Below are 24,321 nucleotides of genomic sequence, written 5' to 3' on the forward strand. Positions count from 1 at the left end.
GATAGACTATGAAAAAAATCGTACTATTATTCGTTCTTATATTTATGTCTTGTGCTCCTTCAATGGTAACAGCAAAAAAGAACAAAACGCCAGATTGGATCATGAATCCTCAGACCAAATACAAGGATTCGTACTACCTTTCGGCTGTTGGATCCGGTGATACAAAAAAATCTGCTGAGAAAGACGCATACTCAAATCTCTCCAAAATATTTCAAGCTGAGATAAAATCAGATGAAACACTCGTCCAAAAATTTGAAGAGACCACCATTGGTGACAAAACATCACTTTCTGCTGAGGAGAAGATGCGTAATCTCACACAGATTCAGAGTGAGCAGACCTTAAAAAACGTTAAAGTGGGTGATTCTTTTTTTGATCCCAATAGTGGTGAGTACTACGTCATCGTATATTTAAATAGGAACGAAACGGAAGACATTTATCATAACGAGATCTTTCAAAACACACAGAAGATAGATCAATATTACGCTCAGTTTGAAGCCGGGTTATCTAAACTCGACAAGCTTAAATATCTCAGCGAAGCGATTGATTTTGCCGAAAAGAATGAGATACTGAATGCACAACTTCGTATTATATCACCTTCCAATGCTGGAGTAGAACTCAAACAACCTCTTGAGAAACTTGTTGCTGAGAGAAATACTTTTGCGCGATCGATCCATGTTATTGTTGAAGGTTCGGGTGAATACAAAGAATATCTCGATGACTATCTTACAGAGGTTTTTAATAATTTTGGTTTCTCGGTTTATGATTCACCAAAGGATGCAGACTATATTGATTTCCACATAGAGAGCTCTCTTTCAATATCTCAGATCGACCTTAATCGCGATGAGGAATTCGTGCGTTGGGAGTTATCAATTACTATAATTGATAAGATCAGCAATGCAGAAGAAGTTGTTTATACAAAGAGTGATCGTGAAGGTCATCTAAATTTAACTGAAGCAGAAAATAGAGCTTTGCGTTCAGTAAAAAAAGTTATCCAAAAAGATTTCTTTAAATTCTTTGCAGATAAGTATTTGTCATAACGCTCATTATTTTAATAAAAAAGTAAGGCGAAATCAATTGATTTCGCCTTTTTTATTTGTTGCGTATTATAGTTTTTAGTTATGAGCCACACCGACTTCATCAAATACGATATTGATGAAAGTTTTTGCTTCGTCAGGCATCATGTAGTACAAGGGGAATCCAAGAATATATACAGGTTCATCAACAGAAGGATGAATATATTTCGTCCCAACGGGGGCATCTGCAAATTGTTCATGGATCGCTAAAGTATCAACAATACTTGTGAAGATTGTTTCTGCTGCATTAACGTTTAAGAAGGTTACATTACTTATTTTTCCTAATGGTAATAAGTATGGAAAGTATTCAGGGAAGAATTTATCACTTGGAAATGCTGGATTTACATCAGCCCAACAGAGTAATTGCATATTAACATCTAACTGATTAACAGCACTGAAATCGCCTTGACCATTAGCTCCTATGAACATGGAGTTAGTTGTATTGGGGTTACCCCACAACCAGTTATTCGTATCTAGTTCTTGTGACAAAGCCGAAAGAGTGTCAGCAAGTCCACCGTATACCTGAAGGAAATTCCTTGTTGCCGGAGTGAGAGGATCTGATATCTTTGCTGAAGCAGAAAGTAACACCGAACCGCCAGATAACATATAATATCTCATAACATCATAGTGCTGTATCATATGAACTTTTGTGACATCGCTATAAAAGCCTTTTGGATCGTTTGCATACCAGATCACTAATTTATATTGCTGGATATCTGATGGAGCAAAATACGGAGCCATATCATCGTTTCTTAATTGCTTGTTCATCGTGTAAATGGAGGATAAGTTCGCTCCTCGAATATCAAACCATTTTTTTGTTTCGGTAGAATGCTCAACAAGATTTTCGTAAAATTGATTTACTGAATCCTCTGGTGCAAAAATCGGTGTATTCTGTGTATCATCGACTATAAGTAAACCTTCTTTTCCGCCATTCAATATTGGCTCATGAAGATAGAATACTAACTCTGAAGGGGTTGGGTCAACAGCTCCCTGGAAATCAACAGAACGCACCTTGAAAACGTGCTCGCCAGATGTTAAATCAAATATCTTGCAACTCTGTTCATCATATATTGGGATACGCATCCAATTTTCACCTGTTACATTATCTGTAATAACAGTCCCAATAGGAGGTAATCCGCTTGCACTTCCATCAAGCTGAATATCCATGTACTCGACATCGCAATAATACTGAACATATTCATCTAAATTTGCATCATAATAATAGGTATGATTTGCTGCTATCCTGGAGCGTTCAACATCGTATTCATACTGACCGAGATATTCCCATTTCAAATATATCTCAATATTACTCGACCAGATAGCAGATAATGTAGTATCTTGAGCCATGTAGAACTGGTTGGCATAATGATTTTCACCTGCAATGACTCGCTTAGGAATATCTTCATTTTCGCATAAGTAGTTCAACCAAGTATAGTCACTGATGACGAAGATATGAGGTAAAATATCAAGGGAACTATTGCTGAGGAAGTCTGGAAGATAATCTGCCCATTGTGCCATAAATGGAGCAGTGTCTGGGTGGAAATATCCTCTTACAAAAAATATCATGCTTGCATAATCGGGATCTTCAATACCAGCTTTATCTACAGATTTAACCTGAATCTCAGTCATCTCATACGTGCCGTCAGCGTACTTTTCATTCACTCTTAGTTGAGGTTTCCCATAAGGATTACCATCATGATAGTTTGCCATTAGAAGAACTTCATCTTTTACAGGATAATTCTCTGTTGAATACCACTGTGTGCTATCGGTCTGTTCACCAGCAGCACTTATTTCGACAGTATCAGTGCCTGTGCTATGATAGTACACGAGACGGTATTTGAAGTACGCAGCCTCATCTCCGTAACCAAATGGATCATCATCATTGAGGACATTGAATTCAAATGATATTGCTGCACCAAGTCTTACTGAATCGACAGCACCCTGTGAGGTCTGAACACTGGTACTTGGAACATCCGACCAGCTACAGAAATATCGGGTTGCGATTTCTGACTCTTCGGCATAATTGTCCTTACATTTAACCTCAAACTTGCCAAAATTTCTTTTATAATCGGCAGTGTCTTTTGCGGTGAAATATACTTGAGTTTTTGGAAATCTTTCCGCCAGTGGAGTCCAAATATCATATTCACCATTGGGCTGTAAATGTAATACCCATCCGTCTGCACTTACGCGAACACCATAGGTTTGGTCATATTGCCAGCTTCCATTTGTGCTATCCCATGTTCCGATTCTGTAGGCATAAGATTTTACAACGCCATCAACATCCCATGCTTTCCAATATATTTCCTGAAAATATAGTGAATCATAAATGGTAGGATCAATAAGATTACCTATTACATTATACATGGCTGAATCTGTTAAAACAGTATCAGGTCGTGCAATTCCGCTATAATCAGATATCTCAATATAAGGAGCAATATTAGGATTTAATGAACCTTTCCTGCCACAGCTTAGAACAGTTAAGACTGCAATCACTAATAAAATTAACAAAACTAAAAGAGACCTATTTTTTAACATCTATAAACCTCCCATCTTTGAACAAAGATTCCTTTCCTGATATTAATAAGTCAATAAAAAAATTACGATTTTCACTTTTTCTAAAAATATACTTCAATTCACAACTTACTTGCACGAACCACATTCTTGAGCAACGAAGCCGTCGTAATCGTGCCAACTCCTCCCGGGACAGGCGTAATAGCCTTCACTATGGGAAATACATCTATATAATTTACATCTCCAACAAAAAGATTTGTCTCAGCGTCAGCATCATAAACCTCGTTTATACCAACATCAATAACGTTCGAGTTACTAGAAACATATGCATGATCAACAAATTTTGGTTTGCCTATTGCAACGATCAGAATATCTGCTTCCAATGCTATTTTCTGTAAATTCGTCGATCTCGAATGACAAACTGTAACAGTTGCATCTGCACCAGCGTTCTTCTGAACAAGAAGATGAAAAAGGGGTAGCCCAACAATGTTGCTTCGTCCGATGATCACAACCCGGTTTCCTTTAGTTGGTATATTATAATAATGAATTAATTCCATGACTGCGGCAGGTGTACTTGCAACAAAACAATCCTGACCGAGCACAAGTTTTCCCATATTGATCGGATGGAGACCATCGATGTCTTTTCTGGGATCAATCTGCATCACAACATCATTTTGATTAAGATGTTTCGGCAAGGGCATTTGTAGCATTATACCATGAACTTTAGGATCTTTGTTTGCTTTCTGTATCTCAGCTATGATCATATCCTGAGAAGTGTTTACTACGAAGTTCAAAATATCAACGACAACACCGATCTTCTTTGCTTTCTTCTGAATATTTTGAACATAATACTCTGAAGCAGGATCGTTTCCTACCTTAAAAACCGATAATCGTGGAATGATTCCCTTGTCATATAATTGAGCAACTTCTTCTTTTAGTTCCTGATAAATTTCCTTAGCGACCGGTCTGCCATCCAAAATTTTATCCATGTTTATCTAATCAACCTGATACTTTCTTTGAATGCGCTTAATACTTGCAACGGTCCCATCTTCGTCAATAGAAATAAAAACGCCGTTAAGCATGAGGTTTTCCTTTGCGGGATTAAATCTGTTAGGAATTTGTGTTAGAAATCGTTCGATACCATCTTCGCGACGCAGACCAATAATAGAATCTTGAGGACCTGTCATACCGGCATCAGTGATATATGCTGTGCCTTGAGGTAGGATTCGCTCGTCGGCAGTTTGAACATGCGTATGAGATCCGATGAGTGCCGTAATCCTTCCGTCTAGATACCAAGCCATTGCTTGTTTCTCTGCAGTTGCTTCGGCATGAAAGTCAACAATTATAATCTGATCATCTCTCGTTAATCTTTCAAGATAGGTATCCATGACTCTAAAGGGACAATCCACAGTAACGGTAAAGACTCTTCCCATTAAGCATAGAATAACAACTCGTTTCCCTTGAACTTCAATTTCAAAAACATCATTTCCGGGTACGGCTGGGGGATAGTTAATTGGCTTAACAACGCGCTTTTCCTGTTCAAGGTATGCAATAATCTCTTTCTTATCCCATAAATGATTACCTGAAGTAAGCACATCGACACCGCTTTCGAACATCGCCTTTGCAGTATCTGGAGTCATGCCAAGTCCACCAGCGAGATTCTCACCGTTTGCTATAACAAGATCAAGTCCAAATTCTTCTCTAAGGCCAGGCAGTAATCCCTGAACTGTTTTTCTCCCGGGTTTCCCGAAGATATCACCGATATAGAGAATATTCATTATTATTTCGCCAGAACGGTTTTTCGTATCTCCCGAATAACGGTGACTTTTATCTGTCCCGGATACTGAAGATCATTTTCTATTTTTTTAGCAACGTCAGATGCTAGCAGTTCAGCTTGAGCATCATCGATAGTAGTATGTTCGACCATTATACGGATTTCTCTTCCTGCCTGTATCGCAAAACATTTATGAACACCCTCAAAGGAATATGCGATCTCTTCTAATTTTTCAAGACGTTTCAGATATGATTCAAGGGTCTCTCGTCGTGCACCTGGGCGAGCTCCTGAGACTGCATCAGCAACTTGAACGAGTACAGCGTAAACCGATTCAGGATCAACTTCTTCATGATGTGCTTCAATTGCATTTACAATAACGGGTTGTAAGCCATTTCTTCGTGCTAGGTCTGCACCGATAGTTGCATGAGATCCGTCAATTTCGTGATCGACTGCTTTTCCAATATCATGCAACAATCCGATCTTTCTTGCGAGTGCTTGATCCAGACCCAACTCTGCAGCAAGCATGCCACAGATCCATGCACTTTCTATACTATGTTTCAACATGTTCTGTCCATAACTGGTTCTGTATTTTAGACGTCCGATCAATGTTTTCAAGTTGTCGGGCAGATCATGGATTGCAAGATCAAGGAGTGTCTTCTTTCCGGTTTCCTCGATTATCTTATTCACTTCTTTTTCTGATTTAGCGATTATGTCTTCAATCCTACCAGGATGTATTCTTCCGTCAGATATCAATTTTTCAAGAGCTCGTTTTGCGATCTCTCTTCGTACTGGATCAAAACTTGAAACGATAACAGCTTCCGGTGTATCATCAACGATGATCTCTACCCCAGAGCTACTTTCAAAGGTGCGAATATTTCTACCTTCTCTACCAATAATACGACCTTTCATTTCTTCAGATGGTAGATCGACGACCGAAACAGTTGATTCTGTCACATAATCAACCGCAGTTCGCTGTATCGCATTTGCAATGATTTTCACTGCTTCGTCATCAGCTTCTGAATTAGCTTTATCGATAATTGTCTTCCTCAATTTTGCAGCATCGATACGCGCTTCATTTTCGTATTTTTTCAGCAACATTTCGATTGCCTGCTCTTTTGTCAGGTTTGCGATTTCCATTAATCGCTTTGCTTCCTGCTCGAGCATTTCTTTCAACTTTGCTTCATCGTCATCAAGCTTTGTCTGCTTATTTTGGAGATGTCTTTCTCTGTCGGTTATTGATTGCTCACGTCTGTCCAATTTACTCAGACGTTCATCGATATTACTGATTCTCTGATTGTAATTCGACTCAATTTTTCGGAGTTCTTTTTTCCTCTCCTCAATTTCCTTTTCCAGATTAGCTTTTCGTTTATACCAATCTTCTTTTGCTTCAATTTCTGCTTCTTTTTTAATTACTTTTGCTTCTAAGCGTGCTTCATCTTTGATCTTCTGGGATTCGATATGTGCTTGTTTGACTTTTTTGGATGTGAGTAGTCTGAAAGACAGCCAACCGATGAACACCCCTACAACTAATCCAATTATTGCTAACAGTATCTCGTTCATCTCTATTCCTTTCCATAATGAGACCTGCCCTTGCCGTGTAACAACGAGTTTGAACTATTATTTCAAAAAGATGGGAATTCTATATGTACTTTATGAGTCCTACTGCAATGCAGGCATTCACGCCATACACAATCGAACACCCTATAGTTCCTGTTTAGCACAAAACAAGATTGCTATCACGAACAGGGCAGGCCTACCGGAAAGAGCAATAATCTATCTTATAGAACAAAATTATTCTTCGTCCAAAGAATCCAATAGTTTTGAAATTTTTTGTACGAAACTTTCTAACTTCTCTTGTTCCTTTTTCTTTCTGAACATCTCTTCTACGATATTAAGTCCACACAGGATGGCAAGATCATATCTCTTTCTGGGATTGTACTCTTCAGAAAGTTCAACAAGTTTTCTATCCAAAAAACTCGCGTATTGCCTGATCTCGTCAGGATCAACATCTCCTGCAATTGAGTATGTATCACCCAAAATATCGACAGAAATATTATTCGTATATTTTAAATTATTCATTATTTCCAGCAGACTGAGAAACTGATTCTCCAATTATTGTATCAATTTCCTGAAGCATCGAGCCAACTCGTGAATCGATTTCGTTTGCCTGTTCTGTAAAGTTTTGTATCTGCTCTTCCTTGAGAGCTAGTTTATTCTGCAAATCTTGGTTCTGTTCTTTATACTGCTCCACGGCTTTCTGGAGCTCGCCTATCGTTTCTTGCGAATTCTCCGTGTTATAGAACAGATCTTTATATTTATTATTGAGATTTTCATTTTCTTTTAAAACCTGAATATATTTATCTTGTAAAATTTTATATTTAGAAATTAAATTTCTAATCTTTTCTTCTATCAGATCAAGTACATGCGTATCCATCACTCCTGCCTCAATTCTATTTGATGTTCACGTGATAATTTGTTTACAATATTGTCAAATAATTTATCCACATATTTGTCTGTGAGTGTCGATGTGTCAGACTGAAAACTGATATTAAAAGCTAGACTGCGAAAACCTTGTTTGATCTGTTTTCCAGTATAGACATCAAACAATTGAACATCTCTGATGATCTTTGGTTCAACTGAAATAATTATCTCCTGGATCGAAGCCACATCGGCATTCAAAGGTGCTATTAATGCTATATCTCTCAGCACAGAAGGATACTTCACGATCTCCTTAAAACGAAGTTCCTTTTCATGATAATAAGGAATAAGTTTTGATACATCAATATCAAAAAGTATTACAGGTGCATCGACGTCATATGATTCAAGAATATCCTGATCCATCACACCAACCGATCCGATCTTCTCCTCTTTCAAGTATAGATCTGCAGCAGAATTCTTTTTAAAATAAGGTTCGCTTGATATTTTATAAGAAATCTTTTCTGCACAATGGATTTTAACAAATATAGATTCAAGTATACCTTTAGCATCATAAAAGGACGTCTCTTTTTGAGTGTCTCCCCAAAAAAATGACTCATATTTACCAACGATGACACCGGTGAGGTAAGTAGGTTCTACAAATGCATCTTCTTGCTTGAGATAAATTCTATTCAATTCAAAAAGTTTAAAGTCATTGAATTTATAAGAGATATTTAATGCTGCATTTTTTAGCAGATCCGGAATAAGCGTAGGTCTCATTATGGAAAACTGCTCTCCGATCGGATTGGTAAGTTCTACAACCTGACGCCTGTAATCATCATCCGATATTCTAAGTATATTTAAATCATCGGGAGTTCCGAAACTCATATTATTAACTTCATAGAAGCCTAATGAGATGAGATGATTTTTTATCGAACGAACAACCGTTCTTTTCTGTTTATCATCGATTCTGTACGTGACAAAATGTGATTCAACATTATTGTAGCCATAGCAACGGGCAAGTTCTTCGATAATGTCTATCTCGCGCTCGATATCGGGACGAAATGTAGGGATAGTAACTTCAAATTTATCATCTGAAATTTGTTTTGTTTTGAACTCGAATGCCTGAAGATAATGTTCCACTTCTTTTGCATTCATCGAAGCATTAAGAATACTATTCGTTCTTGAAACGCGTAGTGGTAATGTATTAGGATCTATCTTCTTAGGATAGCAATCAACAACACCTTGAGAGATTTTACCACCGCCGGTTAGCTGAATGAGTTGTTCTGCCCTATCGATCACTTCAATAAGTCCATTTGGATCCATTCCTCTCTCGAATCGGTATGATGATTCAGTTTGAAGTCCATATTCGAGAGCTGAGGCACGAATATTTTTCGGATCAAAATATGCACATTCAATAACAACATCCTTGGTGTCCTCATTAATAGAACTATCAAGTCCTCCCATGATACCTGCCAGTGCAAGTGGATGCTTTGGATCGGTGATTAGAAGATTATTCGAATTGAGTGTGAGCTCCGTATCATCGAGAAGCATCATTATCTCTTTATCTTTAGCTGTGCGTACAACGATGGTATTATCTGAAATTTTAGAATAATCAAATGCATGCAATGGATGACCATACTCGAGAAGCACATAATTTGTTACATCAACAATATTATTTATCGGACGCAGTCCAGCTGCGATCAGCTTTTTTTGCATCCACATAGGTGACGGTTGAACAGTTATCCCCCGAATAACTCGAGCACAATATCTCGGGCATTTCTTGCTATCTTCAATAATTACTAAGATCTCTTCTTCAGCTTGATGATTTGATTCTTCAAATGTAATTTCCGGATGTGCATATTCAGTATCGAGCATAACCGAGACTTCTCGAGCAACACCGATCATGCCGAGTAGGTCTGGACGGTTTGGTGTAACTTCCACTTCAATGATATGATCGTTAAGCCCCATCGCATCCGCAAATGCTGTACCCGGTTCGATGTCTTGGGTTATGACCATAATACCAGAATGATCATCTGAAATACCGAGCTCTCGCTCTGAACAGATCATACCATAGGATTCAACACCGCGCAGTTTTGCCTTTTTGATCTCGAAATCTCCAAGCTTTGCACCGATCATGGCAACTGGAACGAGGATACCTTCGACGACATTCGGTGCACCGCAAATGATACTGAGAGGATCGTCTTTTCCAACTTCAACACTGCAGAGGTGCAACTTATCTGCATTAGGATGTTTTTCGACAGTTAAAACCTTACCCACAACAATATTATCAAGGTCTTTAGCCGGTTGAGTAACTTCTTCAACTTCAAGACCGAACATGGTCAGCTTTTCGCAAAACTCATCTATCTGCAACTGAGTGGGTACTAATTCTTTCAACCAATTATAGCTTATTTTCATGATACTCTCTTAAGAAAAGATTTACTGAAATTGATGCAATATTCTCAAATCGTTCGTAACCAATTTCCGTATATCAGATATTCCATACCGAAGCATCGCGATCCTTTCGATTCCAAGTCCAAATGCATATCCGGTATATTTTTCCGAATCGTATCCAACCTCTTCGAGAACAGCAGGATCAACCATTCCAGCACCACCCATTTCGAGCCAGCCGGAATTCTTGCAGAGTTTACATCCAGTACCTTTACAGTTTATGCAAAGGATATCCATCTCTGCACTCGGTTCTGTGAAAGGAAAGAAATGTGGGCGAAAACGAGAACGAGTATCAGGACTGAAGATCTGCTTCACCAGCGAATCGAGAGCTCCTTTCAGGTCGGACATGGTGATACTTTCATCAACCATGAGTGCTTCAACCTGATGGAATACCGGCAGATGTGAGGGATCGACCTTATCAACCCGGTAGCAACGACCTGTTGAGATGATCTTTATCGGCGGTTTGAACTTCTCCATGACTCTGATCTGCATCGGTGAGGTCTGTGTCCTGAGAAGCATTCCGCCTTTGAGATAGAACGTATCCTGCTCATTTCTTGCCGGATGCCAACTCGGTGTATTCAATGCATCGAAATTGTAATATTCACTTTCAATTTCAGGACCTTCTGCAACCTCGAAACCAAGACCGAGAAAAATATCTTCGATCTCTTCCCAAATTTTATACAGGGGATGCTTTGCACCCAATGGAAAAGGTTTTCCAGGCATGGTCACGTCGAGTTTGTGAATATCAGAAGCTTCTGATTTTTGCTTCAGTGCAACTTTTTTATCCTCGAGAAGCTGACCAATTTCCTTTTTTGCTTTGTTCAGAAATGCTCCCATCAGAGGGCGTTCTTCTTTGGGAAGTGTTCCGATCTTGCTCAGTAAATCTGAAAGAGAACTTTTTTTACCAAGATATTTAATACGAAGCTCTTCCAGATTTTTATCTGACTCACAAGAAGGTATACTTCTTCTCGCTTCTTCTAAAATCTCTTGTATTTGTTCTTTCACAATAGGTTATTTTCCTAATTTCTTTTTTACATTATCAACGATCTTTGCAAAATCTGCTGGATTGTTGATCGCAATCTCGGATAACATTTTTCTGTTTATCTCGATATTCAACTCTTTCAAACCGTTCATAAACTGGCTGTAACTCAACCCATGTTCATGTACTGCTGCATTGATTCTTATGATCCAAAGTCTTCTAAACTCTCGTTTACGGGCTTTTCTGTCACGATAGGCATATTGCCAGCCTTTTTCGACTGCTTCACGCGCTGCACGATAAAGCTTTCTACCACCACGATATCCTTTTGCCTCTTTGAGGATTTTTTTTCTTCTAGTTCTGGAAGCTACTTTATTTTTTGCTCTAGCCATAACAACTCCTTGTAAAAATTTAATATTTTGATATTATGATTCTAACATGTCTTTTACACGTTTCTCATCGGCTTTTGCAACATACCCGCCCTTTCGCAGGTTTGATTTTTGATCTGATGTCTTTTTTTCCATAAAATGACCGCGATACGCTTTGTTTCTTTTTATCTTACCACTCGCTGTCTTTTTAAACCTTTTAGCTGCTGCTCTTCTTGTTTTAAGTTTTGGCATAATGAAAACTCCTAACGATTCCTTTATCTGCGTCTGTTCGCTATTTCTGAATTTTTTTGGGAGATACGAATCCGATCAGGAAACGACCTTCCATCTTTGGTTCCTGTTCGAAGTCACCATACTCCTCAAGTTCTTCCTGGATTCTCTGGATGAGTTCCCAGCCCAATTCTTTATGAGCCATTTCTCGTCCTCTGAACTGGATGGTGACTTTTACCTTATTGCCCTTATCGAGGAATTCTTTGATGTGCTTGACCTTGAAATTATAGTCATGCTCATCTGTTCTGGGTCTGAATTTGACCTCTTTGAGCTGGGTAGAATGCTGCTTCTTTTTTGCTTCACGAGCTTTTTTGGACTCTTCAAAGATCAGTTTGCTGTAATCGATAATTTTGCAAACTGGCGGATCAGCATCAGGTGCTATCTCGACGAGATCCATGTTATACTCTCTTGCTTTTCGAAGCGCTTCCTGAGTCGGAACAATACCCAGTGCTTCCTTTTCGGGACCAATCAAACGAACTCTTCTTGCAGTGATTTGCTCATTAATTTTTTTGTCATTCTTATAGCTTTCCCGCTGTTTCCAGGGTTTAAACCGTCTATTGATAGCGATTCTGCACCTCCAAATAAAAAAAGCGAACAACTGCGGTTCACTTTCAATATTTATTGAATTATTTTTTCTCACCTTATTAACAGCATCGGCGTCATAAGGTAGGAACTCGCAGTTCCTTTATTGGTGCTACTTATTTTTGTGCTATTTCACACGTCAAGTTTTTGAGGAGTAGTACATGAGAAATTTCTTTTTCTTGACGTTTATCATCACAAAATTGTCCTGCTCCTATGAAAAATATATTCATACTTGTTGGTGAACGGTCTGCAGATGTTCATGCTGCTGAAGTTATAGCCCAACTTCAGACAAAGGACCCTTCGATCAAGTTATGGGGTATCGGTGGACCTCGCATGCAAAAGCTTGGTTTTGAACCACTCTTTCCATTTATCAAATTTTCTATCATAGGGTTTGCTGAAGTGATCGGACATCTTGGCTTTATTATGAAGGTTTTCAAAAAGTTGAAAGTTGAATTTTCATCTCGAAAGCCAGACCTTGCCATACTCGTTGATTACCCCGGTATGAATATCCGCATTGCCAACATACTTCATAGTATGAACATTCCTGTTCTCTATTACATTAGCCCGCAAGTCTGGGCTTGGAAAAAAAAACGCATTTATAAGATTGCTGAGTATTCTGACAAAATAGCAGTCATTTTTCCTTTTGAAAAAGAGATGTATAACGAAATAGGTGCAGATGTTGACTATGTTGGACACCCGATTTCAGAAGAAATAGATATACAACATACTAAGGAAGAATTTACTCACCGATATGCTCTTGATCCTCAAAAGGAATGGATCGGTTTCATTCCTGGCAGCCGAAACATTGAAATAAAAAGAATACTTCCGGAAATCGTAGAAACCATTAAGCTTCTTAAAAAGAAAAATAAAAAAACACAGGAATATCTCATCTCAAAAGCTGACTCTGTTTCTGATGATATTTTTAATGAAATACTTCATCCAATTAAAAATGATATAAAAATCGTTGATGACACACACGGCTTGATGAAATATTCTAAAGTAGTGGTGTGTAAATCCGGCACATCAACACTTGAAACAGGATTTCTCGGTACGCCACTGGTCGTAATATATAAAACTTCATGGCTATCATATTTAATTGCGCGAGCTTTCATTAAGATCAACATGATCGCTCTTGCAAATATCGTTCTTGGGAAAAAGGTTGTTCCCGAACTCATTCAACATAATGCCTGCCCGAAGAAAATAGCATACCAAGTCACACGTTACCTCGATAATGAAGAATATTATATGGAAACAAAAAAAGATTTGAATAATATACAAAAAGAACTTGGCTCCTTAAATGCATCTGAGAAAGTAGCATCAATTGTATTGGAAATGATCCATGAAGCGTAAAACACTTCTCCATTTCGTTGATATTTTCGGTCCGTCTCTTATAAAACTGCTGATTGGTACGCTTCGTATTAAGAAATACAATCAGTCATACATGGATGCTATGAGGGAAGCTCATGGCACTGTCATTTATGCCTTCTGGCACAACAGGATGCTCATACCAGCATACACTCATATCAACCAGAATGTTCATGTGTTGATATCCCAGCACCGTGACGGAGAATTTATTGCACGCGTTATTACAGGACTCGGATTCGGTACGATCCGGGGTTCGTCCAGACGTGGTGGCATGAAAGCACTGAAAGAAGCAATCGGTATTTCAAAAAAGTATGATCTTGCGATAACTCCTGATGGTCCGACAGGTCCAAAAGAAATCGTAAAGGATGGAGCTCTCTTCCTTGCATTGAAAACAGGGAAACCAATCGTACCGGGTATTTTCTTGATGAAGTCTAAGTGGATGTTACACAGCTGGGATAATTTCATGATCCCCAAACCCTTCTCCCCTGTAAAAATGATCTATGGAAAACCGATATTTGTCAGGTTAAAAGAGGAAATTCCTCAAAAAAAGATAGAGTTACAAAAAGCGTTAGAAAACCTTTAGTATCTGGATCAGCTTAATTAAGAAGAAAATTATTACGATCCCACTTCCTGTTACAATAAAAGCTCTCACCATTTCAGGCGTGAAAAACGATCCCTTCTCCCTTTCTTTGCTTCTGTTTTTTTTGGTTGGTTTTGCGTGAGCCCTTTTCACAACAGACATAATACGGAACTGCTCCTTTTTGAGCCATACGATCCCATCTTCAGGTGTCCTGAAAGGATATAATCCACGACGACGCTTATGATAGAAATCCTTCATATTCATGCCGGAACGTTCAGCGTCTTCTTTAAAAATTCTGTACAGTATTTCGTTATCTGTGCTCATGGTAAAACAAGTTATGCTGCATTACGTTTGTGTCAATAAAATCATCATAGTCCAATTGCATTCTCTAAAAAACTTGCATTAATTTTGCGGTCCTCAAGATTTTATCCACTAATATATACTTCAAGGAGTTTATCAGTATGTTAGACAAGATGCGTGGTATTTCTCGACCTGTTATCTGGATCGTTGCGATCGTTTTTATCGGCGGTATGGCTACGATGGGGATCAGCAGCGTATTCCAGGAAAAGCCCTTTGTTGGCAAGATCGCAGGTGAAAAAATAAAATATGATGAATACTATAAATTATTACAAAACACCTATACAAATTACATGCAGGATCCCGCTAACCAGGGAAAAGAGATGGATGAAGCAACCTATCGCAGGTTGAATGATCAGACCTGGGAACAGCTTGTGCAAAGGGTCATTCTTACCAAGGCGATAAAGGATTTCGACATCAAGATCTCTCCAAAAGAAGTCGCAGCTAAGATGGTTAATGAACCCCCGGAAATGATAACGACCTATGAAGCATTCCTAACTGACGGACAGTTTGACAAGAGTAAATATCTGCAGGCTTTGCAAAATCCGCAGATTGACTGGTCATGGCTTTCTGATTACTATGAGCAGATCCTCGAATTTGATAAGCTGAAAAATTTAGTAAATTCAGAAGTTATCATCACCGAGCAGATGGTTCTGGAAGATTATGTTAAAAAGGAAACAAAGGTCAAGGCAGATGTCATCGTATTCTCCATCGATCAAATCGATTCGGTCTATGTTTCTGATGAAGAAGTCCAGACTTATTACGAAGATCATCTTGATGAGTATGAAGAGAAACCTCAACGCAAATATCGCTATGTGAAAATTCCATTAACTCCAAGTCCGGAAGATGTTAAAAATTCCGAAGATAAGATAAATAAGGTTTATGAATATGCGATCGCAGGTGAGGATTTTGCAGAGCTTGCTCGTGAATATTCAGAAGGTCCTTCCGGTCCTGAAGGTGGAGATCTCGGCTATTTTCCGAAAGGAAAAATGGTCAAAGAGTTCGAAGACGCTGCTTTTGCTATGAAAGTTGGTGAAATCAGCAAACCTGTTAAGACCCAGTTCGGATGGCATGTCATATTGGTGACAGATCGCAGAACGAATGAGATGGGACAGGAAGAGATGCGAGCTAGTCACATTCTCGTCAAAGAAGAACCGGGTGCCGATGCGCGAAGAAATATCGAAACTATAGCCCAAAGTATCTATGAAAATGCATTGATCGACAGCTTTGATGTTGTGGCTGATGAACATGGACTTGAAGTTGAAGAAACAAATCCCTTTGCGATCGATTCACGTTATGTACCGGGTCTTGGAAGAACACAAATGCTCATAGATTTTGCATTTGATAATGAAGTTGGTGATATTGCACCTCCTTACCGTAATGATACCGGTGATTATTACGTCGCTCAAATCTCCTATGCCATTGGTGAACACTATAAACCTTTCGAGGATGTTGAAAGACAGATTCATGATAAGATTGCAAAAGAAATGAAAATGAAAATGAAGAAAGAAGAAGTTGATGCAATCGCACCGGTTGTTACATCGGATAATTTCGATGCCGTAGTGAAAGATAACGAGTTAAAACTCGTCAATACCGATTTCGTTGCTGAAAATATGTACATTCAAGATGTCGGCAAAGAACCCATGCTTGTAAAAGAATTGATAGAGCTTCAAACACCTGGTTCAATAACAGGTATTATAAGAGGAGCCAAAGGATATTATATCGCCAAGCTGGTCGAAATTCAAGCAGCTGATATGGCTCAATTTGAAGAAAAGAAAGATGAGCAGCGAATTCAGGTAGAGAATCAACTCTTCAATCAAAACTACAATCAGTGGTATAATAAAGTGAAAGAGCAAGCGAACGTAAAAGACTGGAGAAGTAAATTCTTTAGATTATAATTAACAAAGATATATAAAACGAAAGGGCGAAAATTAATTCGCCCTTTTTTTTTGAAAATATTATTTTTTATGGCAACACGTGATCCGGGAATTCAGCTTCATTTGGACAAATTACAACAATCTCTCCTGTTTCAAAATCTCCGCTAGCAATATATTTATCACCATTTCCATTTTCCGGGCATTCATAAGCATGCCGTAGATAGCCGGTTCGGACAAGTTCCACAAGATCACCGTTAAAAGACTGTTTTCTTTCAAACATATAGTCATCAACGGCATCCCTGATCTTTTTCATATTCTCAATACATTGGTCTGTTTTTTCTTGTGCTTTAACATTATAGAACTGTGGAATAAGGAGAATAGCAGCAAGCGCAATGATCGCTATTATGCTTATTACTGTATAAATTGAGAACCCTTTACTATTTCTGAGCATTTATTATCTCCTAAAAATTTTGTTTAAATGAATTTCATCGCTCTGTTCAGTCAAGTTTTTAATCTAAATCAATTTTTCAAACTGTGACCTGCAGATACAGGTATCAATGCTTTTATCTGCACCTTTGCACCGTGAATTATATCAAGTACCTTTCCTTGATTTTGTTCGATCTTATAGAGCATTTCACCAAGTTCTTTATAGGTTGTTTCAAGGATGATTTCCTTCTTATTTGTTATAACAACGATCTTTGCATTTTTAATCGCTTCCTGCGTAGTTTCCGTATATGCTTTGACCAGCCCACCAATCCCAAGTTTTGTACCACCAAAATATCGAACAACGACCAGGAGCACGTTCACAAGTTCTTCTCCGATAAGCACTTTTAAGATAGGAGGTCCGGAAGAATGAGTCGGCTCTCCTGCATCAGTAGCATATTCATACACATTCTCATCTTCAAGCAGACGATAGGCATAGACAATATGTGTCGGTTTTTTGAACTCATCCTCAACAGATCGAAGAACATCATTGACTTCACTTTCAGACCTGACGTGAAAAATCTTACCATGAAATTTGGAATTTCTGATTGTCAGTTTGATCCACGTTGATGTAGCTACTGTTTTATATTGCTCTATCATCTTGTATTTGCAATATTCACTTGAGTTTTTGTCAATATTTGTTGACATAATTTTACCATCGGGGTGGGTTATAACCGTGAAAGAAATGATCGTTGTCAGTGCTTGCCTTCTTGGATTAGGTTGTTGTTATAATGGATGTAATAACACTGATGAGAGAGTTTTGGAATTAAGAGATACATACACACTTATTCCCCTGTGCCCGGAACAACTTGGCGGCATGCAAACCCCCCGTTCTCCATCGTTCTTCATCGAAGGCGACGGATCATTAACCCTTCAGGGAATCAATAATATGATAAATGATCAAAATGAAAATGTTTCCCATCTTTTTAGAAAAGGTGCAGAGGAAGCCTTGAAGATTTGTCGCCTTTTTGATGTTAAAAAAGCGATCCTTAAAGAAAACAGTCCATCATGTGGCACACATCAGATTTATTTGAAAGAAAAATTGACAAAAGGAATGGGTGTAACAGCTACAATACTTAAATCCAATGGCATACGTGTTATGTCGGAAAATGATATAAGGAGACCAGATGAAAGGAAAGACTAAATGGTTTAGTAAAAACAAGGGATACGGCTTCATCACAGGAGATGACGGCAAAGAATATTTTGTCCACTGGCGATCCATCGAGAGCGATGGTTATCGTACTCTTGTGGAGGATGAAGAAGTAGAATTTGAAGCAGTTGAAACAGAAAAGGGAGTTCAGGCGACAAAAGTCCGCAGAACACATGATTTATAATTTCTATAACATGTATGCTTGAGAAAGAACATTTCTTAGAAAAGCTTTTTAAAGAGACAAATCTTCATGATGAACATCAACTTTCCAGGTTTGCCACAAAAAACGAGGATGCATACAGGAAAGTTGAAGAACATGAAAAACGTTTGCGCGGTCCGTTTGCTGTAGATAGAGTCAGGATACTCTATACTGGCGCATATAGACGATATCAGGGAAAAACACAGGTTGTATATTTCTCAAATCTCTTCGATGAAGAGATGTCCAACAGGAGTCTACACACAACCTATGTAGCACAAGTCTCCCGTAGTATTGGTAAGATGCTTAGGTTAAATCTTGATCTTATCGAAGCAATAGCACTGGGTCATGATCTCGGCCACCCTCCCTTTGGACATGATGGTGAGGAAATGCTCAGTGAATGCTGTGTGAATCATGGCATTGGACGTTTTCATCATAATATTGAAAGTTTGTATATTGTCGATCAGATCACGAACCATGGGAAGGGATTGAATCTTACTTTCCAGGTTCGTGATGGGATCGTATCTCATGACGGCGAAGTGCACGATGAGGAGCTTCATCCCAAACGGCATAAAACAGAAAAAGATCTTCAGGAATTTCTCAAGATAATGAAAACAGAGGACACAACTAGTCCACCCGCTACTCTGGAAGCATGTGTTGTTCGCATTGCAGACACGATTGCATATATCGGTCAGGATATAGAAGATGCAATACGGCTTGGTTTTCTTAAGCGGGATGAATTGCCAAAAGATGCGGTTCAAAAATTGGGGTCCACAAACGAACAAATCGTCAGCACACTTATCATGAATGTTGTCTACCATAGTTTTGATAAAGATTTTGTCGCCTTTGGAAAAGACACTTCGGACGCATTGTACACTCTCAAAAAATTCAATTATCAAAAAATTTATACCCACCCATGGATCAAAAAAGAAAAATATACGATCCGTCGCGGCATGAAAATTCTTTTCGGAAAATATATGAATGATCTCGAGAAAAAGAATGATGATTCAAAGATCTACAATCACTTTTTAAATCATAAAAGTGAACAATATCTTGAGAGCACGAATAATGCCGAAAAGGTACGTGATTTTATAGCTACAATGACCGACCGATATTTCAACCAGGAGCTCGAAGACTATGTTCTCCCGGGAAGAGCGCTGGAATAACAAATAATTATAGGAAGAATATGGATGTTAATGTTTTCGCAAAAGATATAGAAGATCTGAAAGAAAAAATACTCGAATTGCGGAGGTATCTTTGACGTAGAAACTAAAGATGCAAAGATATCACGGCTTGAAAAAGATATGAGCAGTCCTGATTTCTGGGATGATCAGGAACGAGCTCGTCAAACTGCGGAAGAACTCAGCAATTTAAAAGATGACATCGCTACATCAGACAATCTAACAAATTCTCTTGAAGAACTCGAAGCATTCCTTGCACTTTTACAGGAAGATAAGGACAAGGAGCTCGAAACTGAAGCAGAAAACAAACTCTTGCTGACAAAGAAGTTTTTAGACAAACTCGAAACCCAACTCATTCTCAGTGATCCATATGATAAGAAAAATGCGTTGCTCGAAATCCATCCCGGAGCAGGAGGTACAGAATCTCACGATTGGGCAGAGATGCTTCTCCGTATGTATATTCGATGGGCTGAAAACCAGGGATTTGGAGTTGAGCTTCTCGATAAACAGCCCGGTGACATCGCTGGTATCAGTTCTGCAACGCTTGAAATTAAAGGCAAATATGCATATGGATACTTGAAATCCGAAATAGGAATTCACAGACTTGTGCGAATCTCCCCTTTCGATGCAAACAAACGAAGACATACTTCCTTTGCATCGGTCTTTGTTTATCCAGAAGTTGATGATAATATTGAAGTGGAGATCAGCGAAAATGATCTAAGAATTGACACATTTCGCGCAAGCGGTGCAGGTGGGCAACATGTCAATAAGGTTAGTAGCGCAGTTCGGATCACGCATATTCCAACTGGTATCGTAGCGCAATGTCAGTCCGAACGCTCGCAGCTTCATAATAAAGATAATGCAATGAAAGTGCTCAAATCCCGGCTCTATCAGATGTATAAAGAAGAGCAGGATAAAGAGCGTCAAAAAATAGAAAACGAGAAGAAAAGCATCGAATGGGGCAACCAGATCAGGTCATACGTATTCCAGCCATATTCAATGGTCAAAGATCATCGAACAGATGAGCAGACCGGAAATGTTCAAGCAGTTATGGACGGAAATATTGACCAATTCATCGATGCATTTTTAAAAAATAAATCATTGAATTAATTGAGGTCCTCATGGATAATGAAAATCAACTCATTCATGCAAGAAAAGAGAAACTTGGACGCCTGCTCGAATTGGGAGCTAATCCGTTCCCGACAAAAGCAGCACGCACAAATCATATAAAAGAAATATTTGATAATCCCGAATTATTCATCAAGGGCAAAAAAAGTGTCGATATCGTAGGCAGGATACGTTCACTCAGAAAAATGGGCAAAGCCAGCTTCTGTCATATTGAAGATGAAACCGGCAAAATCCAGATTTACGTAAAAAGAGACGACATTGGTACTGATAAGTATCAAATATTCAAACAATGCGACCTCGGGGATTTTGTTCATGTGAAAGGATTTGTCTTTTATACTCAGACAAATGAACTTTCCATTCATGCCGAGGAATTCACCTTCCTTGCAAAAGCGATCAGGCCGCTGCCAGTAGTCAAAGAAAAGATCGAAGACGGAAAAAAGGTCATGTATGATCAATTTGCAGATAAAGAACTTCGATATCGCAAACGCTATCTCGACCTTCTCCTCAATCCTGAGGTGAAACATACCTTCCAAACCCGCAGCAAGATCATTAAAATGATGAGAGATTTTCTCGATGCCCGAGGATATATCGAAGTTGAAACTCCGATCCTTCAGCCCATATATGGTGGCGCGGCAGCTCAACCATTTATTACAAAGCATAACAAACTCGATATGGAACTCTACCTGCGTATCGCTGACGAACTGTATCTAAAACGTCTGATCATCGGGGGATTCGAAAAAGTATACGAGGTGTGCAAAGATTTTCGTAATGAAGGAATGGACAGAACCCACAATCCGGAATTCACGCAGATAGAACTGTATGAAGCATATGCTGACTATCATGATATTATGGACCTGGTGGAGGATATGCTAACCGGAATTGCTCAGGAAGTGTGCGGTACCTTGGACATCACCTACGATGATAAAACCATACATCTTGAAAAACCATGGCAGCGTAAACCAATGCTTGAACTCATCAAAGAACATGCAGGTATCGATGTTGAGAATTCACGTATGGAGGAGCTTATAGCATTCTGTAAAGAGCATGAAATTGAACTCGAAGTCGAGAATTTTGGTAAAATCGTCGATGAAATTTTCAAGAGATTTGTTGAAGACAATCTTATCCAGCCGACCTTTGTTATCGATTTCCCTAAAGAAATTTCACCTCTTGCAAAATCCAAACCGGATAATCCACGTCTTGTTGAAAGGTTCGAAATATTTATTGCAGGACTTGAACTGGGTAATTGTTTCAGTGAATTGAATGATCCAATCGATCAGAGAGAACGTCTCGAAGGACAGGCAAAACAGCGTGAACTTGGAGATGTCGAAGCAAGCGAAGTCGACGAAGATTTCCTCGAAGCAATGGAATACGGTATGCCCCCGACTGGCGGACTTGGTCTTGGTATCGACAGGATCGTGATGCTGCTCACAAATTCGCATAATATAAAGGATGTCATCTTATTCCCACAGATGCGACCGGATAGTCACAACGAATAGGAGGTCTTTCAATGACTATACAAGAAATATATAATGAAGAAAACAAAAAAACTCGAAACGTCTATGAAAAATCAATTGAATCAATAAAAGACATCGTTCTTAAAACCGAAAATTTCGAAGCGTATCCGGACAAGCAGGAATTCATGCGATTCTTCTATGATGTCGGAATATTCATTCTTAAAATGTACGAATTCGAGAAACGATGCACACCAGAGCATTTTTCGAACGAATCAACTCTTACTTTAATGGAAGAGAATACATCATTTTTCCTATCGATCTTACCGGAAGATTACGATACAAGCTGGGCAAATCCCACCTATGCTGTTTCGAAACTTGGTGATAATTTTGGACAACTTTTCTCATACTTTTTCACGAGGATCAGACAGTTCATAATGAATGCTTTCCAGCATAAACGATTTGAGATGGCTGAATGGAATGTGATCTACATCGAAGCATTCGAAGTTGTTGAATATTCGATGCCAGATTATGAAAAACTGAGACAAATCATAACGAAGATTGATGCTGCTTACAGCTTGAGAGAAGAGCAGATACGTCTTTCAGAAAACTATGATCCAACTTTCGATTTTTTTAAGAATATCATAGAAACCGCAGATTTCTCTGATGAGCGATACCTTTTTCAGCTTGGTTGTTATATCAACGACGATACGATCCGAATCTCAAAACACCTGCAAACATTGACCAAAGCCAAAATTGTCGAGTTGGCGAACCTTATGGCGGATTCGTATGAACGGGGGTTTGTGACATCAGACAAGGATATGGCGCTAAAATCTACTGCAATGTTGATCTATCCTGCTGGTTTTGAGCGTATTATAAAGTACCTGATTCCAGCGATGAAGAAAAAAGGACTCGACCTAATCATCAAAAGACCTTCAGGTGCGAAAACAAATAAGCAGTATCAATATGATCACCGGTTCGACAGAGCTTTATTCCTTGATGAAGCACTCCTCGAACGAGCAGAAAAAACCATTAAAGAATCCTATGAATCAATTAAGGAACTCACCGACCAGTATTCCGGACTAATCTATTTCGAAACCTTTGGTGAAGAACCTTTCAGTCCTGTAGCAAAGAAAGAATGTCTTAAGCTGAATGAAGAGCAGCAGGTTCTCTTGCAAAAACTTCAACAAATTGCTAATCAGATAACCTTCACTTTCATCCCTCGTGAACAAACAAGTTTTTGCATCATCGCGTTCCCAACACCGGAGATCGGTGCTGATTTTGAAGAAATTTTCAATGACACTTATGCAATCAACACGCTGAAAAATGAGGTATATGAACCAATCCAGCAGAAGATCATAGATGCACTCGATACTGCAGAATATGCACACATCAAAGGTAAAGGAACAAACAAAACAGACCTTAAGGTCATGCTTGCCAAAATTGATGATCCTCAAAAGCAAACGAACTTTGTAAATTGTACTGCAGATGTAAATGTGCCGCTTGGTGAAGTCTTTACCACCCCTCAACTTAAGGGCACAAATGGAGTACTTCATATTGAAGACACATACCTTCGAGGGTTACGCTATAAAGATTTACAGCTTGTTTTCAAAGATGGTTTCATCGAAGATTATTCATGCACCAACTTCGACAATGATCAAGAGAACAAAAAATATATCGAAGAAAATATACTCTTCCCGCATAAGACCCTTCCCATGGGTGAATTCGCGATTGGCACGAACACACTTGCATACATCGTTGCTCAAAAATATAAAATTCTTCGTCTCCTTCCCGTATTGATTATCGAAAAAATGGGTCCTCATTTTGCAGTGGGTGACACCTGCTTCACATTCGAAGAGGATAAGAAGGTCTGCAATCCCGACGGAAAAGAGATCATTGCGCGCGATAATGAGAAGACCATTCTTCGAAAAGAGGACATGAGCAAAGCATACACATATACACATATCGATATTACGCTTCCCTATGAATCGATCGGTTTTATTACGGCAGTTAGTAAAAATGGCACAAAAATTGACATTCTGCGGAATGAAAGATTTGTTTTGGAAGGTACAGAAAAACTCAATGAACCATTAAATGAATATTATTCATAAGGAG

The 24,321-nt window shown here is 38.8% G+C and carries 23 protein-coding genes, 1 other RNA gene and 1 pseudogene; 10 read left to right on the plus strand and 15 right to left on the minus strand.

The window, feature by feature from the left end; all coding sequences use genetic code 11:
- The first annotated feature begins 8 nt into the window (after positions 1 to 8).
- Positions 9 to 1,037 carry an LPP20 family lipoprotein gene (locus tag JW794_03205; GenBank protein MBN2017131.1) on the plus strand — a complete coding sequence of 343 codons (1,029 nt, stop codon included), beginning with the start codon at positions 9 to 11 and terminating at the stop codon, positions 1,035 to 1,037.
- 75 nt (positions 1,038 to 1,112) lie between these two features.
- Here JW794_03205 and JW794_03210 read toward each other — a convergent pair whose 3' ends face one another.
- The 12 genes from JW794_03210 to infC form a co-directional block, all read right to left on the minus strand.
- Positions 1,113 to 3,608 carry a hypothetical protein gene (locus tag JW794_03210; protein MBN2017132.1) on the minus strand — a complete coding sequence of 832 codons (2,496 nt, stop codon included), beginning with the start codon at positions 3,606 to 3,608 and terminating at the stop codon, positions 1,113 to 1,115.
- Between the two features lie 98 nt (positions 3,609 to 3,706).
- Positions 3,707 to 4,573 (minus strand): bifunctional 5,10-methylenetetrahydrofolate dehydrogenase/5,10-methenyltetrahydrofolate cyclohydrolase, encoded by an 867-nt coding sequence (locus JW794_03215; GenBank protein ID MBN2017133.1) that lies wholly within the window; start codon positions 4,571 to 4,573, stop codon positions 3,707 to 3,709.
- Positions 4,574 to 4,579: 6 nt separating this feature from the next.
- On the minus strand, positions 4,580 to 5,362 hold the full coding sequence (locus tag JW794_03220) for a TIGR00282 family metallophosphoesterase (GenBank protein MBN2017134.1): 783 nt from the start codon (positions 5,360 to 5,362) through the stop codon (positions 4,580 to 4,582).
- Between the two features lie 2 nt (positions 5,363 to 5,364).
- Positions 5,365 to 6,918, minus strand: a complete 1,554-nt coding sequence (rny, locus tag JW794_03225; GenBank protein MBN2017135.1) for a ribonuclease Y — start codon at positions 6,916 to 6,918, stop codon at positions 5,365 to 5,367.
- A 17-nt stretch (positions 6,919 to 6,935) separates the two neighbouring features.
- Positions 6,936 to 7,115, minus strand: a non-coding RNA gene (gene ssrS, locus JW794_03230) — 6S RNA.
- A 34-nt stretch (positions 7,116 to 7,149) separates the two neighbouring features.
- Positions 7,150 to 7,437 (minus strand): cell division protein ZapA, encoded by a 288-nt coding sequence (locus JW794_03235; GenBank protein ID MBN2017136.1) that lies wholly within the window; start codon positions 7,435 to 7,437, stop codon positions 7,150 to 7,152.
- Positions 7,430 to 7,792: a hypothetical protein gene (locus JW794_03240; GenBank protein ID MBN2017137.1), complete on the minus strand. Its 363-nt coding sequence runs from the start codon at positions 7,790 to 7,792 to the stop codon at positions 7,430 to 7,432. The genes JW794_03235 and JW794_03240 overlap by 8 nt, the downstream gene beginning before the upstream one ends.
- The gene (locus tag JW794_03245; protein MBN2017138.1) at positions 7,792 to 10,191 is read right to left on the minus strand and encodes a phenylalanine--tRNA ligase subunit beta; all 2,400 of its coding nucleotides are present in this window, start codon (positions 10,189 to 10,191) and stop codon (positions 7,792 to 7,794) included. The genes JW794_03240 and JW794_03245 overlap by 1 nt, the downstream gene beginning before the upstream one ends.
- Positions 10,192 to 10,212: 21 nt before the next feature.
- Positions 10,213 to 11,229, minus strand: a complete 1,017-nt coding sequence (gene pheS, locus JW794_03250) for a phenylalanine--tRNA ligase subunit alpha (protein ID MBN2017139.1) — start codon at positions 11,227 to 11,229, stop codon at positions 10,213 to 10,215.
- A 6-nt stretch (positions 11,230 to 11,235) separates the two neighbouring features.
- Positions 11,236 to 11,592: a 50S ribosomal protein L20 gene (gene rplT / locus JW794_03255; GenBank protein ID MBN2017140.1), complete on the minus strand. Its 357-nt coding sequence runs from the start codon at positions 11,590 to 11,592 to the stop codon at positions 11,236 to 11,238.
- 33 nt (positions 11,593 to 11,625) lie between these two features.
- Positions 11,626 to 11,820: a 50S ribosomal protein L35 gene (rpmI, locus tag JW794_03260; GenBank protein MBN2017141.1), complete on the minus strand. Its 195-nt coding sequence runs from the start codon at positions 11,818 to 11,820 to the stop codon at positions 11,626 to 11,628.
- A 40-nt stretch (positions 11,821 to 11,860) separates the two neighbouring features.
- Positions 11,861 to 12,418, minus strand: coding sequence for a translation initiation factor IF-3 (infC, locus tag JW794_03265; GenBank protein ID MBN2017142.1), 558 nt, complete (start codon positions 12,416 to 12,418; stop codon positions 11,861 to 11,863).
- A 233-nt stretch (positions 12,419 to 12,651) separates the two neighbouring features.
- On the opposite strand from infC, the gene lpxB reads away from it, so the two are divergent.
- Complete coding sequence (gene lpxB / locus JW794_03270; GenBank protein ID MBN2017143.1) at positions 12,652 to 13,788, plus strand: lipid-A-disaccharide synthase; 1,137 nt, start codon at positions 12,652 to 12,654, stop codon at positions 13,786 to 13,788.
- Positions 13,778 to 14,386 (plus strand): lysophospholipid acyltransferase family protein, encoded by a 609-nt coding sequence (locus JW794_03275; protein ID MBN2017144.1) that lies wholly within the window; start codon positions 13,778 to 13,780, stop codon positions 14,384 to 14,386. Before lpxB ends, JW794_03275 begins: the two co-directional genes overlap by 11 nt.
- Here the strand turns inward: JW794_03275 and JW794_03280 are convergent.
- Positions 14,372 to 14,707, minus strand: coding sequence for a hypothetical protein (locus JW794_03280; protein MBN2017145.1), 336 nt, complete (start codon positions 14,705 to 14,707; stop codon positions 14,372 to 14,374). The genes JW794_03275 and JW794_03280 overlap by 15 nt on opposite strands.
- Before the next feature lie 137 nt (positions 14,708 to 14,844).
- Here JW794_03280 and JW794_03285 point away from each other — a divergent pair, with 137 nt between their 5' ends.
- Entirely contained in the window at positions 14,845 to 16,638 is a 1,794-nt protein-coding gene (locus JW794_03285) for a peptidyl-prolyl cis-trans isomerase (protein ID MBN2017146.1), read from the plus strand.
- A 67-nt stretch (positions 16,639 to 16,705) separates the two neighbouring features.
- On the opposite strand, the gene JW794_03290 is transcribed toward JW794_03285, so the two are convergent.
- Both JW794_03290 and JW794_03295 read right to left on the minus strand, forming a co-directional pair.
- On the minus strand, positions 16,706 to 17,068 hold the full coding sequence (locus tag JW794_03290; protein ID MBN2017147.1) for a hypothetical protein: 363 nt from the start codon (positions 17,066 to 17,068) through the stop codon (positions 16,706 to 16,708).
- Between the two features lie 68 nt (positions 17,069 to 17,136).
- Positions 17,137 to 17,700, minus strand: a complete 564-nt coding sequence (locus JW794_03295) for a YigZ family protein (protein MBN2017148.1) — start codon at positions 17,698 to 17,700, stop codon at positions 17,137 to 17,139.
- Between the two features lie 76 nt (positions 17,701 to 17,776).
- Here JW794_03295 and JW794_03300 point away from each other — a divergent pair, with 76 nt between their 5' ends.
- From JW794_03300 to JW794_03325, 6 genes and pseudogenes are all read left to right on the plus strand, one after another.
- Complete coding sequence (locus tag JW794_03300; GenBank protein MBN2017149.1) at positions 17,777 to 18,244, plus strand: DUF523 domain-containing protein; 468 nt, start codon at positions 17,777 to 17,779, stop codon at positions 18,242 to 18,244.
- Positions 18,228 to 18,434, plus strand: a complete 207-nt coding sequence (locus JW794_03305) for a cold shock domain-containing protein (protein ID MBN2017150.1) — start codon at positions 18,228 to 18,230, stop codon at positions 18,432 to 18,434. The genes JW794_03300 and JW794_03305 overlap by 17 nt, the downstream gene beginning before the upstream one ends.
- A gap of 14 nt (positions 18,435 to 18,448) precedes the next feature.
- Positions 18,449 to 19,612: an HD domain-containing protein gene (locus JW794_03310; GenBank protein MBN2017151.1), complete on the plus strand. Its 1,164-nt coding sequence runs from the start codon at positions 18,449 to 18,451 to the stop codon at positions 19,610 to 19,612.
- A gap of 24 nt (positions 19,613 to 19,636) precedes the next feature.
- Positions 19,637 to 20,737, plus strand: a pseudogene (gene prfB, locus JW794_03315) (peptide chain release factor 2).
- A gap of 11 nt (positions 20,738 to 20,748) precedes the next feature.
- Positions 20,749 to 22,251 carry a lysine--tRNA ligase gene (gene lysS, locus JW794_03320; GenBank protein ID MBN2017152.1) on the plus strand — a complete coding sequence of 501 codons (1,503 nt, stop codon included), beginning with the start codon at positions 20,749 to 20,751 and terminating at the stop codon, positions 22,249 to 22,251.
- Between the two features lie 11 nt (positions 22,252 to 22,262).
- Positions 22,263 to 24,317, plus strand: coding sequence for an aminopeptidase (locus JW794_03325; protein MBN2017153.1), 2,055 nt, complete (start codon positions 22,263 to 22,265; stop codon positions 24,315 to 24,317).
- Positions 24,318 to 24,321: the final 4 nt, after the last annotated feature.

This window comes from Candidatus Cloacimonadota bacterium (genome assembly GCA_016932035.1).
Classification (GTDB): domain Bacteria; phylum Cloacimonadota; class Cloacimonadia; order JGIOTU-2; family JGIOTU-2; genus Celaenobacter.

Bases quoted from the DNA above. Each gene is read 5' to 3' on its own strand.
- JW794_03205 (MBN2017131.1), top strand. From the start codon at position 9: ATGAAAAAAATCGTACTATTATTCGTTCTTATATTTATGTCTTGTGCT.
- JW794_03210 (MBN2017132.1), bottom strand. From the start codon at position 3,608: ATGTTAAAAAATAGGTCTCTTTTAGTTTTGTTAATTTTATTAGTGATT.
- JW794_03215 (MBN2017133.1), bottom strand. From the start codon at position 4,573: ATGGATAAAATTTTGGATGGCAGACCGGTCGCTAAGGAAATTTATCAG.
- JW794_03220 (MBN2017134.1), bottom strand. From the start codon at position 5,362: ATGAATATTCTCTATATCGGTGATATCTTCGGGAAACCCGGGAGAAAA.
- rny (MBN2017135.1), bottom strand. From the start codon at position 6,918: ATGAACGAGATACTGTTAGCAATAATTGGATTAGTTGTAGGGGTGTTC.
- JW794_03235 (MBN2017136.1), bottom strand. From the start codon at position 7,437: ATGAATAATTTAAAATATACGAATAATATTTCTGTCGATATTTTGGGT.
- JW794_03240 (MBN2017137.1), bottom strand. From the start codon at position 7,792: ATGGATACGCATGTACTTGATCTGATAGAAGAAAAGATTAGAAATTTA.
- JW794_03245 (MBN2017138.1), bottom strand. From the start codon at position 10,191: ATGAAAATAAGCTATAATTGGTTGAAAGAATTAGTACCCACTCAGTTG.
- rplT (MBN2017140.1), bottom strand. From the start codon at position 11,592: ATGGCTAGAGCAAAAAATAAAGTAGCTTCCAGAACTAGAAGAAAAAAA.
- rpmI (MBN2017141.1), bottom strand. From the start codon at position 11,820: ATGCCAAAACTTAAAACAAGAAGAGCAGCAGCTAAAAGGTTTAAAAAG.
- lpxB (MBN2017143.1), top strand. From the start codon at position 12,652: ATGAAAAATATATTCATACTTGTTGGTGAACGGTCTGCAGATGTTCAT.
- JW794_03275 (MBN2017144.1), top strand. From the start codon at position 13,778: ATGAAGCGTAAAACACTTCTCCATTTCGTTGATATTTTCGGTCCGTCT.
- JW794_03280 (MBN2017145.1), bottom strand. From the start codon at position 14,707: ATGAGCACAGATAACGAAATACTGTACAGAATTTTTAAAGAAGACGCT.
- JW794_03285 (MBN2017146.1), top strand. From the start codon at position 14,845: ATGTTAGACAAGATGCGTGGTATTTCTCGACCTGTTATCTGGATCGTT.
- JW794_03290 (MBN2017147.1), bottom strand. From the start codon at position 17,068: ATGCTCAGAAATAGTAAAGGGTTCTCAATTTATACAGTAATAAGCATA.
- JW794_03295 (MBN2017148.1), bottom strand. From the start codon at position 17,700: ATGATAGAGCAATATAAAACAGTAGCTACATCAACGTGGATCAAACTG.
- JW794_03305 (MBN2017150.1), top strand. From the start codon at position 18,228: ATGAAAGGAAAGACTAAATGGTTTAGTAAAAACAAGGGATACGGCTTC.
- JW794_03310 (MBN2017151.1), top strand. From the start codon at position 18,449: ATGCTTGAGAAAGAACATTTCTTAGAAAAGCTTTTTAAAGAGACAAAT.
- lysS (MBN2017152.1), top strand. From the start codon at position 20,749: ATGGATAATGAAAATCAACTCATTCATGCAAGAAAAGAGAAACTTGGA.
- JW794_03325 (MBN2017153.1), top strand. From the start codon at position 22,263: ATGACTATACAAGAAATATATAATGAAGAAAACAAAAAAACTCGAAAC.